The 13,440-nt window shown below is 64.6% G+C and carries 13 protein-coding genes; 6 read left to right on the top strand and 7 right to left on the bottom strand.

The features are described from left to right. Positions 1–7: 7 nt before the first annotated feature. On the bottom strand, positions 8–499 hold the full coding sequence (locus K7H93_RS04970) for a DoxX family protein (protein ID WP_230782737.1): 492 nt from the start codon (positions 497–499) through the stop codon (positions 8–10). A gap of 66 nt (positions 500–565) precedes the next feature. Beyond that, the gene (locus tag K7H93_RS04965; RefSeq protein WP_230782736.1) at positions 566–1,738 is read right to left on the bottom strand and encodes a saccharopine dehydrogenase family protein; all 1,173 of its coding nucleotides are present in this window, start codon (positions 1,736–1,738) and stop codon (positions 566–568) included. A 424-nt stretch (positions 1,739–2,162) separates the two neighbouring features. On the opposite strand from K7H93_RS04965, the gene K7H93_RS04960 reads away from it, so the two are divergent. Genes K7H93_RS04960 through K7H93_RS04950 form a run of 3 tightly spaced genes read left to right on the top strand, consistent with a single transcriptional unit; the run spans position 2,163 to position 4,140 of the window. Then, entirely contained in the window at positions 2,163–2,504 is a 342-nt protein-coding gene (locus tag K7H93_RS04960) for an HNH endonuclease signature motif containing protein (RefSeq protein ID WP_230782735.1), read from the top strand. A 39-nt stretch (positions 2,505–2,543) separates the two neighbouring features. Further along, positions 2,544–3,518, top strand: coding sequence for an oxygen-dependent tRNA uridine(34) hydroxylase TrhO (trhO, locus tag K7H93_RS04955; protein ID WP_230783160.1), 975 nt, complete (start codon positions 2,544–2,546; stop codon positions 3,516–3,518). Then, complete coding sequence (locus tag K7H93_RS04950; RefSeq protein ID WP_230783159.1) at positions 3,508–4,140, top strand: glutathione S-transferase; 633 nt, start codon at positions 3,508–3,510, stop codon at positions 4,138–4,140. The genes trhO and K7H93_RS04950 overlap by 11 nt, the downstream gene beginning before the upstream one ends. A 57-nt stretch (positions 4,141–4,197) precedes the next feature. On the opposite strand, the gene dcd is transcribed toward K7H93_RS04950, so the two are convergent. From dcd to putA, 3 genes are read right to left on the bottom strand one after another with little or no spacing between them, the layout of a single operon-like run. Further along, complete coding sequence (dcd, locus tag K7H93_RS04945; RefSeq protein WP_054526370.1) at positions 4,198–4,752, bottom strand: dCTP deaminase; 555 nt, start codon at positions 4,750–4,752, stop codon at positions 4,198–4,200. Between the two features lie 56 nt (positions 4,753–4,808). Further along, positions 4,809–5,333 carry a hypothetical protein gene (locus K7H93_RS04940; RefSeq protein ID WP_230782734.1) on the bottom strand — a complete coding sequence of 175 codons (525 nt, stop codon included), beginning with the start codon at positions 5,331–5,333 and terminating at the stop codon, positions 4,809–4,811. A 53-nt stretch (positions 5,334–5,386) separates the two neighbouring features. Further along, positions 5,387–8,557: a bifunctional proline dehydrogenase/L-glutamate gamma-semialdehyde dehydrogenase PutA gene (gene putA / locus K7H93_RS04935; protein ID WP_230782733.1), complete on the bottom strand. Its 3,171-nt coding sequence runs from the start codon at positions 8,555–8,557 to the stop codon at positions 5,387–5,389. Positions 8,558–8,725: 168 nt separating this feature from the next. Here putA and K7H93_RS04930 point away from each other — a divergent pair, with 168 nt between their 5' ends. From K7H93_RS04930 to K7H93_RS04920, 3 genes are all read left to right on the top strand, one after another. Then, positions 8,726–9,496: a Crp/Fnr family transcriptional regulator gene (locus K7H93_RS04930; protein WP_230782732.1), complete on the top strand. Its 771-nt coding sequence runs from the start codon at positions 8,726–8,728 to the stop codon at positions 9,494–9,496. A 121-nt stretch (positions 9,497–9,617) separates the two neighbouring features. After that, entirely contained in the window at positions 9,618–10,361 is a 744-nt protein-coding gene (locus K7H93_RS04925) for a Crp/Fnr family transcriptional regulator (protein ID WP_054523540.1), read from the top strand. A gap of 147 nt (positions 10,362–10,508) precedes the next feature. Beyond that, on the top strand, positions 10,509–12,212 hold the full coding sequence (locus tag K7H93_RS04920) for a BCCT family transporter (protein ID WP_230782731.1): 1,704 nt from the start codon (positions 10,509–10,511) through the stop codon (positions 12,210–12,212). A 13-nt stretch (positions 12,213–12,225) separates the two neighbouring features. Here K7H93_RS04920 and K7H93_RS04915 read toward each other — a convergent pair whose 3' ends face one another. Together K7H93_RS04915 and K7H93_RS04910 are read right to left on the bottom strand one after the other, a co-directional pair. Next, the gene (locus tag K7H93_RS04915) at positions 12,226–12,885 is read right to left on the bottom strand and encodes a response regulator transcription factor (protein WP_010233942.1); all 660 of its coding nucleotides are present in this window, start codon (positions 12,883–12,885) and stop codon (positions 12,226–12,228) included. A gap of 179 nt (positions 12,886–13,064) precedes the next feature. Then, the gene (locus tag K7H93_RS04910; RefSeq protein WP_010233944.1) at positions 13,065–13,439 is read right to left on the bottom strand and encodes a flagellar export chaperone FliS; all 375 of its coding nucleotides are present in this window, start codon (positions 13,437–13,439) and stop codon (positions 13,065–13,067) included. Position 13,440: the final 1 nt, after the last annotated feature.

Genomic DNA, 13,440 nt, shown 5'->3' with positions numbered 1-13,440 from the left:
CCCCCCTTCATCCCGCCTGGCCGTCCGCGGGGCCGCTGGCACTTCGTGCCTCGGCCTCGCGGGCACCCCTTTCCCGCCCCTCTGCCCGCGCCGCCCGGATCTCGGCGCGCCGCGCGCGGTCCCGTTCGCGCCAGACGTCGACCGATCCGCGCGCCTGGCCATAGGCAAACACCATCAGCAGCCCGCCCGCGATGGCGAGGTTCTTGAGCGCGAGTTGCAGCTGCAGCTGGTCGCCCAGCTGATTGTGGAAGAAGAACACCGTCGCCAGCGTGAAGCCGAACAGCAGCAGGCTGCTGATCCGGGTGAGGAACCCGATCGCGAGGAACACGCCGAACACCAGCTCGAAAATCCCGACCGGCAGCGCCAGATTGGCCGGCAGCGTAGTCGATTTCTCGATAAATGCCTGCGTCTGGGCGACGTTCATCACCTTGGTCACGCCCGAGATGATGAAGATCAGCGCCAGCAACATGCGACCGATTACCGAAGCCAGAAACGCCATACCGATACTCTCCCCGCTGCTACACGCAGATCAATCGCCCGTACGGCGATCGGCTCCCGAAAAGCGCTATTCCTCCACCTCGAAGGTGACCTCCGCATGTTCGCGCAGGCGCGCGACCAGAGCTTCGCCGAGAATCGAGCCCGGCGTCCCGATCCCGCCCGGCGCATCGCTTTGAAGCAGGCCGATGCCCGTCTCGCCGATCATCCGGCTGGTCGAGCCATAGCCCGGGTCGTAGCGGCCCTTGACCGCGTAGCGCAGCGTTTCGCCACCCTCAGTCTCACCCACGAACAGCACGTCGTAATACCCGTTCTCACGCTCCTCGGGCGTGGGGCCCTCGCCGGGCTTGGGCGGCTTCGCGCCGAACGGGTTCTTCATCATCTCGGCGGCAGCGTTCGCAGCGGCCTTGCCCGCTTCGCCGGGGCTGGTCAGGACCATCTCGTCGTAGCGGAAATCCTCGCCATAGGGGTGGCCGAGCAGGAAGTTGGTGCGGTGCACGTTCTTGGTGTTGATCGGCGCCATCACGAAGGGCGCGGCCCACTTGCCCAGATCGCTCTCGTACTTGGGCACCATGCCGCCCGGCTGGTCCGGCCCGTCGAAGCCGGGGGTGAGGCCGAAGGGGCTGCGCATGATCTTGATGAGGGAAGGGTCGCGCGCCATCGCCTTCATGCTCTCGGCAAGGCTGGCGGCGGTGCCGCCGCTGAAGGTGCCCTTCATCGCCCGCACGCGCCCGCGCACGGTCGTGCACGGCGCACCGAAGCGCTCCTGCGCCTCTTTCTGGAGCATCAGCACGCCCAGATCGAAGGGGATCGAATCGAACCCCGAGGAAAAGCTGATCCGCGCCCCGCTCGCTTTCGCATCGGCCTCGTACTTGTCGATCATCTGCCGCATCCATGCAGGCTCGCCGCACAGGTCGGCATAATGCGTGCCGCTCTTGGCGCAGGCGGCGAGCAGCGGCTCGCCATAGAGCTGGTACGGCCCGACCGTGGAGATGACGACCTTCGCCTGCTCGCACATCTGCGCGAGACTGGTGGCGTCGGCCGCATCAGCAACAATGGTGGGGGTGGAATCGGGCGCGCCGATTTCGCGCTTCACCTCGGCGAGCTTGTCCGGATTGCGGCCCGCCATCGCCCATTTGGGAGCATCGGGACTGTCGCCATATTCGCGCAGGAAATGCTCGGCCACCAGACGCCCGGTATACCCGGTCGCGCCGTAGATCACGATGTCGAATTCGCGTGCCATATCTCAATCCTCTTGCCCGTTCGTGCCGAACCTAGCGGAGCACGCTTCAGTCACCAATGCCCCATGGGCTGACACACCTGACACAGTGTCCAAGTGAGAAAAACCCGCCCCCCTCCGCGAGTGGGCGCAGCTAGTGGCGCACGGCCGAGGGAAGTAACGAAAGCTGAGCACATCGCCACATTATCGCAGCGCTCGGCGCAGTAGGAAACTTGCAATGACCTCTATTGGGATCGCGATCCGCTACTGCCGCCACGCTTGTGAAGAGCCGACATAGCCTCTCTGACAAGGCCTGCGCCGGTAACGGACGGAGCTGAGCGACGCGATCCCCAGACCGGCCAAAACCGATACGTGCCATGGTGGTCGTCAAGACCGGGCCGACGCGCTAAGCGCTCACCCCAAGATCGCACAATTCGGGCTGAGGCACATGGCACGCAAATATTCCAAGGGCGCAGCCCGCGAGGAACGGGTCCACGAGGATGAGGAGGAGGCGGCACCGCTGCCGCCGTGCTGGCTTTGCGGACGCCCTCTGGGCAAGACCGTTGTCATGCACCACCCTGTGCCAAAGAGCCGGGGTGGGCGCGATGTCGTGCCGATGCATCCTATTTGCCAGCAAACCCTGATCGCCAATTTCAGCAACGCCGAATTGCAGCGCCATGCGCTCGACGTCGAGGCAATTCTGCTCAATCCCGACATGCGCAAATTCGTCGATTGGGTTGCCAAGAAGGACCCCGATTTCCACGCTGGCACAGCGAAGAAAAAGCGCTGATTGCGCCACGATCCATAAAAAACGCGCCGAAGAATGACCATGACAATGCCAATCGCTGACGCCCGACCGATCTGTGTCGCCGCCTTGTACCATTTCGCACCCCTCACTCAGTGCGAGCAGCTGAGTAAGCCTCTGAAGCAATTATGCGATGCTCAGGGCATCAAGGGCACGCTGCTGCTGGCTGGCGAAGGCATTAATGGCACGATCGCAGGGTCCAGCACGGGCATAGACCGGGTGCTCGACCATATTCGCAGCTGGCCCGGTTGCGCCGATCTCGAAGTGAAGTTCTCAAGTGCCGGCGCCATGCCGTTTCACCGGATGAAGGTGCGCATCAAGCAGGAAATCGTGACCATGGGGCAGCCCGGTATCGATCCGGCTGCCAATGCAGGCACCTATGTCGATCCGCAGGACTGGAACGCCCTGATCGACGATCCCGACACGATCGTGATCGACACGCGCAACGATTACGAGGTTTCGATCGGCTCCTTCGCAGGGTCGATCAATCCGATGACCGGCACATTCCGGGACTTTCCGGAATGGTTCGCGCGCGAACGCGAACGCCTGCTCGGATCTGGGAATCCGCCAAGGGTCGCCATGTTCTGCACCGGTGGCATCCGCTGCGAGAAGGCATCCGCATTCCTGAAGAAGGAGGGGCTCGACGACGTCTTCCACCTCAAGGGCGGGATCCTCGCGTACCTAGAGCAGATGCCCGAGGAGGAGAGCCGGTGGCAGGGCGAGTGCTTCGTGTTCGACCAGCGCGTCGCGGTCGGGCACGCGCTGTCAGCGGGGACGCATGATCTGTGCTTCGCGTGTCGTCGGCCCGTAAGTCCGTCGGACAAGCAATCGGCGTTTTATGAAGCGGGCGTCAGTTGTGCGGCGTGCCACGATGAAAGAGACGACGCACAGCGTGCTTCCTATCGTGAGCGACACAAGCAGGAAATGCTCGCCGCCCAGCAGGGGCGCACACATGTCGGCGCGGTGTTCGCACCGAGCGGAGATGATGATGGCGACTGAGCGGGTCCTCTACAGCTTCCGCCGCTGTCCTTACGCGATGCGAGCAAGGCTGGCGCTGGCGATTAGCAAAACGCCTTATGTGCTGCGCGAAGTGGTCCTTGCACGAAAGCCTGAGGCGATGCTGGAGGCTTCGCCCAAAGGTACTGTGCCGGTCCTCGTCCTCGCCAACGGCACCGTGATCGACGAGAGCATCGAGATCATGCGCTGGGCGCTGGCACAAAACGATCCGGAAGGCTGGCTGGACCGGGACGATGCAGCCCTGATCGAACACAATGACGGGCCATTCAAACACGATCTCGATCGCTACAAATATCCCGACCGCCATGATTCCGATGCCATGGTGCATCGCGAGCGAGGGATGGAGTTCCTGAGGCTGCTCGATGAGCGGCTATCCGACGACGCGCAGCTATGTGGCTCCACGCGCGGCATCGCCGACGCGGCGATCATGCCGTTCGTGCGTCAATTCGCAGCGGTCGACAGGGACTGGTTTGCGGCCCAGCCGATCCCTCACCTGCAAAAATGGCTGGCGGAGCATCTTGCATCGCCCTTGTTCGCAGCGGTCATGGCGCGCTTCGATCCTTGGTCGCCGGGCGACCCGGTTGTGGTCGTCCCGGGGGCTTAGAACTCTCACAAAGCGTTCAGTCCGCTTTGCAGATCGGATCGTAGAAAACGTCGCCGCCTAGAGCCGAGGCAGCGTCACCCCGCGCTGGCCCATATATTTGCCCGCCCGGTCCTTGTAGCTGGTCTCGCAGCGTTCGTTGCCCTGCAGGAACAGGAACTGGCACGCGCCTTCGTTGGCGTAGATTTTCGCGGGCAGCGGCGTGGTGTTGGAGAATTCCAGCGTCACGTGGCCTTCCCAGCCCGGCTCCAGCGGGGTGACGTTCACGATGATCCCGCAGCGCGCGTAGGTGCTCTTGCCGAGGCAGATCACCAGCACGTCCTCGGGCACGCGGAAATATTCGACCGTGCGCGCCAGCGCGAAGGAGTTGGGCGGGATCGTGCAGACGTCGGTCTCGCGATCGACGAACGAATTGCTGGCGAAGTCCTTCGGGTCGACCACTGCGCTGTCGACATTGGTGAAGATCTTGAACTCGGGGGCCACTCTGGCGTCGTAGCCATAGGAGCTGAGCCCGTAGGAGATGCAGCCGTCGCGCCGTTGCGCCTCCTCGAACGGCTCGATCATGCCGTGCTTTTGTGCCTGTTCGCGAATCCAGCGGTCGGAGAGAATGGCCATGGCGCTGTGATGCGCAGCGCTGGCCGTGCGCGCAAGCCTAGGCTTGCGGCTTATCCCTACAGCTGTTTCGCGCCCAGCTGCGGGTTGAGCTTGGCCACGTGGTTCAGCCACTGCTTGGGCCGACGCAGCATGCTGGCGGGGTAGGTCACCTTGAGCCCGGCCAGCTGCGCCATGCGGCCCACGAAATGGATGCAGTTGCGCCGGTCGAGGTCGTAGAACTTGCCCGGCGCGTTGTGCCACGCGGCAACCTCACGCTTGACGCGGGCATATTGCGCGTCGCTCAGCGTGACGGTGAAATGCCGGTTGGTGCTACGCACGCTGCTCTCGCTCTCGGTCATGATCTTGTGCTCGACCGGGCCGTTGAGCACCGCCGTGGTCGTGTGCTTGGCGGTGAAGCCGAAATTCTCGTCCACTTTGCGGCCATCGCTGGTGGTGCCTTCCAGCACCACGAAGGCATGCGGGTAGCGGCCGAACAGGACCGACCCGTCGAAAGAATGGAACGACATCCGCACTTCGGCAAAGGCGGTGGTGGACCAGGCGAGCGCAATGAGCGCGACGATCAGCTTGAGCGATTTGAGCATGGGGCGGACCTTTAACAGGTCCGCCACCACACTGGAACTCCGGTGTTAGCCGATCACAGGCTTGCCAGCAGCGTGGCGTTGCCGCCCGCCGCGGTCGTATCCACCGTCACCACGCGCTCGGTCGCGAAGCGCGCGACGTAGTTGGGGCCGCCCGCCTTGGGGCCGGTGCCCGACAGGCCCTCGCCGCCGAACGGCTGGCTGCCGACCACCGCGCCGATCTGATTGCGGTTGACGTAGAAATTGCCGACCTTGATCCGCGATTCGACGAAGCGGCGGGTTTCCTCGACCCGGCTGTGGAGCCCGCAGGTCAGGCCGAAGCCGACCGCGTTGATGTCGTCCACCACCTGGCCCAGGTCCTTGCCCTTGAACTTGGCGATGTGCAGCACCGGGCCGAAATTCTCGCGCTGCAGGTGGCCGATACCCTCGATCTCGATGATCGTGGGGACCACGAAGCTGCCCCGTGCGAGGGAGGAATCCTCCTTGCCCCGCCAGATCGTGCGCCCGATCGTTTCCGAGCGCGCAATGTGCCGCTCCAGCGCGGCCTGCGCGTCATGGTCGATCACGGGGCCGACATCGGTGTCGAACCGGGTCGGGTCGCCGACGTCGAGCGCTTCGAACGCGCCGCGGATCATCGTCAGCATCTCGTCGTAAACGTCTTCCTGGATGTACAGCACGCGCTGCGCGGAGCAGCGCTGGCCTGCACTCTGGAAGGCGCTGGAGATGACGTCGCGGGTGACCTGTTCGGGCAGCGCGGTGCTGTCCACGATCATCGCGTTCTGGCCGCCGGTCTCGGCGATCAGGGTTGCAATTCCGCCGTCGCGCGCGGCGAGGCCGCGGTTGATCGCCTGCGCAGTCTGGGTCGAGCCGGTGAACGACACGCCCGCAATGCGCACATCGCTGGTGATCATCTGACCAACCTCGCCGCCGCCGGGCAGCAGTTGGAAGACCTCTTCGGGAATGCCCGCCTGATGGCACAGCTTCACCGCGAGCGCGGCGATCAGCGGCGTCTGCTCGGCCGGCTTGGCGATCACCGTGTTACCCGCTGCAAGAGCGGCGGCGGCGGGGCCGATGAAGATCGCCAGCGGGAAGTTCCACGGGCTGATCGTTGCGAACACGCCGCGCCCCGCGAGCTTCAGGTAATTGTGCTCGCCGGTCGGGCCAGGCAGCTCGGTAGGCTCGATGAACAGGCGGCGTGCCTCGTTCGCGTAGTAACGCAGGAAGTCGACCGCCTCGCGAATTTCGAGCACCGCGTCGACCAGCGTCTTGCCCGCTTCCAGCTGGCACAGCGAGAGGATCTCGTCGGTATGCGCTTCGAACGCGTCCGCCGCCGCTTCCAGCAGCAGTGCGCGCTTTTCACCACCCAGCGCGTTCCAGCCGGGCTGGATAGCGGCCGCGCGACCGATCGCGTCATCGACCTCTTCCGCGCTCGCATCGCGGCGCGTGCCGATCCGCATGCCGTGGTCGAACGGCGCGGTGATCGGGGCGATTTCGCCCGGAATCTCGGCCTTGAAGGTGGGCGAGGCTTCCCACTGCCGCTCGCGCATGTCGTGCAGTCGCTTGAGCAGCGGTTCGCGCACCAGCGGATCGGCAAGGTCCACGCCGGCGCTGTTGCGGCGGCCGGGGAAGATGTCCTTGGGCAGCGGAATCGCAGGGTTCCGCTTGGGCTCCAGCGCGGCCAGCTCGGCCACCGGGTCGCCCGCCAGATCGACCGCCGAAAGGTCCGAATCGGCCATCCGGTTGACGAACGAGCTGTTGGCGCCGTTCTCGAGCAGGCGGCGCACCAGATAGGCGAGCAGGTCCTTGTGCCCTCCGACCGGCGCGTAGATCCGCACCGGCGTCTTGGCGTTGCCCTGCGCCTTGGCGAGCGCGGCGTAGAGCTCCTCGCCCATGCCGTGCAGGCGCTGGAATTCGAACTGCGTGCCCGCGCCTGCGCGCTGCACGATCGCAGCGATGGTGTAGGCGTTGTGGGTCGCGAAGGCGCCGTAGATCCGCTTGGGCGCGCTCAGCATCACATCGGCGCAGGCCATGTAGGAAACGTCGGTCGCGACCTTGCGGGTGAAGACGGGGAAATCGTCGAGCCCGGCGACCTGGCTGATCTTGATCTCGGTATCCCAGTAGGCACCCTTGACCAGCCGGACCATGAACTTGCGATCGTACTTCTCGGCCAGATCGATCAGCCAGCGGCACAGCGGCACGCCGCGCTTCTGATAGGCCTGCACCGCCATGCCGAAGCCTTCCCAGCGGGTGCCGTCGGGGCGGGCGAACAGCGAATCGTCCGACGCCAGCGCCTCGATGATGTCGAGCGAAAGCTCCAGCCGGTCGGCTTCCTCGGCGTCGATCGTGAAGTGGATATTGGCGTCGCGCGCGCGCACCGCCAGCTCGGTCACGATCGGGATCAGCGCCTTCTTCGCCTTTTCGGCATGGAAGATGTCGTACTTGGGATAGAGCGCGGTCAGCTTGACCGAGATGCCCGGGCTGCCGGAAATTGTCCCGTCGCTCTCGTCCTTCAGCCGCTCGATCGCGTGGAGGTACGCTTTGCGATAGCGTTCGGCATCGGCGAAGGTCATCGCCGCTTCGCCGAGCATGTCGAAACTGTGGGTCAGGCCGCGCGCACGCTCCGGCCCGGCGCGCTTGAGCGCTTCGTTGATCGTCCGGCCGAACACGAACTGTCCGCCAAGGATCCGCATGGCCTGGAAGGTGGCCTGCCGGATCACCGGCTCGCCCAGCCGGTTCATCGCCCCGCGCAGCGTGCGGCCGAGCGCCTTCTGCGTCTGTTCGGGCCGTTCGAGCACTTCGCCCGTCAGCATCAGCGAGAAGGTCGCCGCGTTGACGAAGGTGCTGTCCGATTCGTTGAGATGTTCGCGCCAGTCGATTTCGCCGATCTTGTCGCGAATCAGTGCGTCGGCAGTGCGTCCGTCGGGCACCCGCAGCAGCGCCTCGGCGAGGCACATGAGCGCGATTCCCTCTTCGGTATTGAGCCCGTACTGGTGCAGGAATGCGTCTATCCCGCTGACGTCGCGCTTGCGCGCATCCTGGATCAGCTTGACCGCATAGGCTTGAATTGCCGCATGATCTCGGGTGAAAACCTGGGTTTCGCGCAGGCGATCGGCGACGCAGGCCGCCTCTTCCTGGCGAAACGCCGCACGCAGCGCGCCACGATCTATCGGTTCGGCACTCGCAATGGGCGCGTGGTCGGCGGGCGGGTTCTTGGTCATCATATCCATACTCGCTTGGCGAGGTGGACCCGACGCGCCTGCATATCAAGCCTTGTGGTATTTCAAAGGGCTGGAGTTGCCTTGCCTGCGTGATCGCAGCGGGCTCGACCGGGGCCGCGCGAGCCGTTAGATCAGCGCTCAACGCGAGCCGTGCCAAGCAAACGGCCAGGAGGGACGATGACACTCGAGCAGGAACTGGCGGAATTCCCGCTGACGGGTCGTTTCCTGTATGGCCGTCTGCGCGACAGCCTGAGCCATGAGGATCGTCGCCTGCTGGAAAACCTGCCGGATGAAATCGCGAATTATCAAAAGGACACCCGCGTAGTGCAGGCCGGATCGGTCTGCGGGCGCAGCACGCTGCTGGTCGAAGGGTTCATCATCCGCGGGCTTGACGGCGCGGGCAACCGGTCGGCGCTGAGCGTGCATGTACCCGGCGATTTCGTCGACCTGCACTGCTTCGCGCTCAAGCGGCTGGACCACAATGTCGATACGATCGGGCCTGTGAAGCTGGCCTATGTCCCGCATGAAAAGCTGCGCGAGGTGCTGCGCGACAGGCCGCATCTGGGGCGCCTGCTGTGGTCGTCCACCCTGCTCGACGCGGCGATGCACCGCCAGTGGATCATGAAGCTGGAACAGCTGACCACGCCGCGCCGGATCGCGCATATCTTTGCCGAATTGTGGCGTCGGCTCGAAATGGTCGGGCTGGCCGACGAGGACGGATTCCAGACACCGCTGACCCAGGTCGATCTTGCCGAGATGTGCGGCGCGACCCCGGTTCACGCCAATCGGGCGCTGCGCGAACTGCGCGAACGCGAGCTGGCGACCTTCCGCAAGGGCAGGATCAGCTCGCCCGATCGGGCTGGACTGGAGCAGTATGCAGACTTTGCGCCCGACTACTTGTATGGTGATGGCGAACTTGCGGTGAAGAGCGAGCTTTTCGCGCTTTGATTGCGTTCTGGGCAAGTTCTGGGGGCAAATTCGGTGAAGCTAACATGCATCAATAGACTGGCTGCATCACGGCTCGCTAACCGGGCGACTGAATCGCAAACAGGTGGAAAGACACGGGGCGATGGAATTTCCGAATACCGGTGATTTTCTCGCCGGGCGACTTCGCGACAAGCTGGGCCATGACGACCAAGCCTATATCGAATCGCTGATCAGCGAGACTCGCGAGGCGGAATCGGGCGAAGTCCTGGTATCGCGCGGGACGATCGCGAACAGCAGCACGATCCTGATTTCGGGATACGTGTTCCGCACGATCGAAAGCGGCAACCGCCGCTTTATCGTCGGCATCCACGTGCCCGGCGACTTCATCGATCTGCATGCCTTCGCGCTCAAGCGGCTGGATCACAACATCGTTGCCTCCGGCCCGGTCACGCTGGGCATCGCACCGCACCAGCGGCTGCGCACCGCGCTGGAGGAAAAGCCCCGGATCGCCCGTGCGCTGTGGTTCGCGACGCTGCTGGATGCGGCGATCCACCGCAAGTGGATCCAGATGCTCGAACAGCTCGATGCGCCGCGCAGGATCGCGCATATCTATTGCGAACTGCACCGGCGGCTGGAGCTGATCGGGCAGGCCAACAACCGTTCGCTGCGCACCCCCTTCACCCAGATCGACCTTGCCGACATGTGCGGGGTCAGCGCGATCCACGCCAACCGCGCGGTGGGCAAGCTGCGCGAGCTGGAACTGGCCGAAATCCGGCGCGGCGATCTGTATACGTCCAACTGGGACGCGCTGCGCGAATATGCGCAGTTCGACGGTGCCTATCTGTACAGCGACGGCCCGCTGCGCTTCGATCAGGACTGGCTCTGAGGGAGACCGGCCCGGTGACGGTTCGCCGGGACGTTTGCGAGATAACGGGGCAGCTGTGCGGATCGCTGCGCTTGCCGTTGCGCACTTGATGGGTCACAGTCCCGGTTCACCCACCTTCAGCATTGCATGCCGGGGCAGGAGCATCCGTTGGTATCACCGCAGGACGACGCCGCACGACGCAGGATGGGCCTCCCCCTATTCAGGCTTCCGATTTTCACCGCCGAGAGCGGTTTCTATCGCGGCTTCAACACCCGCGTGGCGATCCCCGGCAAGCTTGCCATCGCCCTGCTGATCGGCTGGACCCTCCTGTTTCCCGATGCGGCGTCGCGCGCGCTTACGGTCGCCAACGAAACGATCATCGCCGCCTTCGCCGGGTGGTATGTGTACCTCGTCGCGTTTCTCACGCTGGTCGCGGTGGTGCTCGCCATTCTGCCGCAATCGGGCACGCTACGGCTGGGCGCGCCGGGCGAGAAGCCCGAATTCGGCGCGTTTTCATGGTTCGCCATGCTGTTCGGCGCAGGCATCGGGATCGGCCTGCTGACCTATTCGACGGGCGAGCCGCTGGCGCATTTCCAGAGCAATCCGGAAACCATCAGGGGGTTGGTGGAGCCTGTTTCCGCCGCGAACGTGCGGCCGAGCTATGTTTACACATTTTTCCACTGGGGCTTTGCCGCGTGGTCGACCTATGCGCTGGTCGGCCTTGCAGTCGGCTATGTTTCCTATCGTCGCGGCCTGCCGCTGACCATTCGCAGCGCGCTGACCCCGCTGTTCGGAGAGCGGATGTCGGGCTTTGCGGGCCACACGGTGGACTTCGTCGCGGTGGTCGCGACGATCCTGGGTGTGGCGGTCACGCTGGGCCTCGGGGTGCAGCAATTCGTCGCCGGGCTGGACCGGCTGGGGATGGGCGACTGGCTGATGCTGGCCGACGGCAGCGCCTCTGCGATGGCGATCATCCTTGCAGTCATCTTCCTGCTGGGCGCTTCGACCCTGTCCGCATTGTCGGGCGTGGGCGCGGGGATCAGATGGCTGTCCAACCTCAATCTGGGCTTGTCCTTCGTACTGCTGGCGATCTTCCTGGTGTTCGGGGCGGGGGTGTTCGGCCTTGAGAGCCTGGGACTGGGGCTGATCGACTATGTGGTCGCTCTGCCATCGCTCGCGCTGATGGTGCTGTCACCCGACGGGACGCCGACGGGCGACGCGCTGGCGCAATGGCAGCTCGACTGGTCGGTGTTCTACTGGGCGTGGTGGATCGCATTTGCGCCCTTCGTGGGCATGTTCATCGCCCGCGTGTCGCGCGGGCGTACGGTTCGCGAATTCGTCCTCGGTGTGGTGCTGGTCCCCTCGCTGATGGGGTTCGTCTGGATGACCCTGATCGGCGGCACTGCGATCGAGCTGGAGCTGAGCGGCGCGGCCGACGGGTCGATCCTCGGCGCGTCGATCTCCGACCAGCTCTACGCGACCCTGTCGGTGATGCTGAGCGCGCCCTTCGCCACGCTGGTTTCGATCCTCGTGGTGGTCTTGCTGATGACCTATCTGGTCACCTCCGCCGACAGTGCGATCCTGATCGTCAACACGATCAATGCCGCAGGCGAAGACGATAATACGCGGCGGCGGCATGTGCTCTTCTGGGGCGTTGCGATCGGTCTGGTGGTTGCGAGCATGCTGATCCTGGGCGGGATCGATGCGCTGCAGACGACCATGATTATCGGGGCTTTGCCCTTCTCGGTGGTGGTCGTGCTGATGACGATCGCGCTGATCAAGGCGATCCTATTCGATGTGATGCGCAAGCGGCAGGGCGTCGCCACGCATAGCGACGCGGTGCTGGAAGAGCACGCAAAGCTCGCCGAATGAGCGGGCTTCGCAGCTAACCGATCACGTCGCCGACCGCGACCCGACCGGTGGAGGCGCTGGACGAACCGACCAGCTGCGCGGCTTGCAACGCCCCGCCTTCGACCGCGACCCTGATCGCCTGCGCGCTGTTTTCGACGCCCAGCCGAACCAGGATAGTGGCGCGATACTTCTCCACCGTTCGCGGGCTGATATCGAGCTCCTTGGCGATTGCCTTGTTGGTGCCCAGCGTGGTCAGGCTGACCAGCACCTCGCGCTCGCGTGCGGTCAGCCCGGCCAGCAGCGCGCTGGCGTGTGCGCGTCGCCGCTGTTCGGCCAGGGTGCGCTTCACCATCGGCGCGATCCGCGCCAGTTCCTCGGTCAGGGTCGTCCGTGTGAACGGCCAGCCGAGATAGCTGACCGCGCCGGCCTGCATTGCCGCAACCACCTGGCCGATGTCGGGCGAAAGCGCATAGCCGACGACCGGCACCAGCCGCGGTTTGTCGCGCATCTTCTCGCACAGGCGGATCGCCGCGCCGTCTTCGTCGCTGACCAGCGCGGTCCCCTCGTTCGAGCCGAAGGCGAGAAATTCGTCGATTGTCTCGAAGGGTTCGGCATGGCCGCCCCCTTCCATCAGCACGTGGCCGATCTCGGCCCGTCGTTCCCCATTTCCGTCGATTACGAAGACATTGTCCATCCCGGCCCCATGATCCTTAACGCCCCCCCATCGGCTGGCCCTGCGCTGCGGATACCCTATCGGGCCGCAAATGTGCGAGAGTTCAATGCCTTGCAGGCTGCGCAATGTTCGGATGCGGCCCGGAGTTTGTCAATCCGTGGCCGTCAGGGCGCGGGGAAGATGGGTCCGAAAAGGGTTAATCAGATCGCGCTGCGCAGTGCGTCGCGGATCTCGATCACATCGGCGCGCAGCTGCTCGATCGCGGCCACATCGGTGTTTGCGGCCGAGGCCAGCAGGAGGTGGCGCGCGCCCTCGTAGAAATGCAGCAGGCTGCCGGCGAGTTCGGTATCGCGGTCGACGCCCATTTCCAGCGCGGTGAGGATCGCAATGCCCCGGGTAATCGATTCGCTGCGCCCCGCACGGTTGCCGCGCAGGTCCGCCTGGCGCAGCATGCCCATGGTGAGCGCGAGTTCGTCGAGGCAATAGACCACGATATCCTGCGCCGTGCCGCCCTTGATGCGGGCGTCGAAATTGCTTTGCCGATAGGCGTCGCGGGGTCGGTTGGCGGCCAGCATG

Source organism: Citromicrobium bathyomarinum (assembly GCF_021021475.1).
In the GTDB taxonomy this organism is placed as follows: Bacteria; Pseudomonadota; Alphaproteobacteria; order Sphingomonadales; family Sphingomonadaceae; genus Alteriqipengyuania; species Alteriqipengyuania bathyomarina.
Note: the sequence above shows the minus strand (reverse complement) of the source record. Positions and strands in the feature narration are given on the sequence as shown.

Coding starts and splice junctions, on each gene's coding strand:
- K7H93_RS04970 (WP_230782737.1), bottom strand. CDS start 499: ATGGCGTTTCTGGCTTCGGTAATCGGTCGCATGTTGCTGGCGCTGATC.
- K7H93_RS04965 (WP_230782736.1), bottom strand. CDS start 1,738: ATGGCACGCGAATTCGACATCGTGATCTACGGCGCGACCGGGTATACC.
- K7H93_RS04960 (WP_230782735.1), top strand. CDS start 2,163: ATGGCACGCAAATATTCCAAGGGCGCAGCCCGCGAGGAACGGGTCCAC.
- trhO (WP_230783160.1), top strand. CDS start 2,544: ATGACAATGCCAATCGCTGACGCCCGACCGATCTGTGTCGCCGCCTTG.
- K7H93_RS04950 (WP_230783159.1), top strand. CDS start 3,508: ATGGCGACTGAGCGGGTCCTCTACAGCTTCCGCCGCTGTCCTTACGCG.
- dcd (WP_054526370.1), bottom strand. CDS start 4,752: ATGGCCATTCTCTCCGACCGCTGGATTCGCGAACAGGCACAAAAGCAC.
- K7H93_RS04940 (WP_230782734.1), bottom strand. CDS start 5,333: ATGCTCAAATCGCTCAAGCTGATCGTCGCGCTCATTGCGCTCGCCTGG.
- putA (WP_230782733.1), bottom strand. CDS start 8,557: ATGGATATGATGACCAAGAACCCGCCCGCCGACCACGCGCCCATTGCG.
- K7H93_RS04930 (WP_230782732.1), top strand. CDS start 8,726: ATGACACTCGAGCAGGAACTGGCGGAATTCCCGCTGACGGGTCGTTTC.
- K7H93_RS04925 (WP_054523540.1), top strand. CDS start 9,618: ATGGAATTTCCGAATACCGGTGATTTTCTCGCCGGGCGACTTCGCGAC.
- K7H93_RS04915 (WP_010233942.1), bottom strand. CDS start 12,885: ATGGACAATGTCTTCGTAATCGACGGAAATGGGGAACGACGGGCCGAG.
- K7H93_RS04910 (WP_010233944.1), bottom strand. CDS start 13,439: ATGCTGGCCGCCAACCGACCCCGCGACGCCTATCGGCAAAGCAATTTC.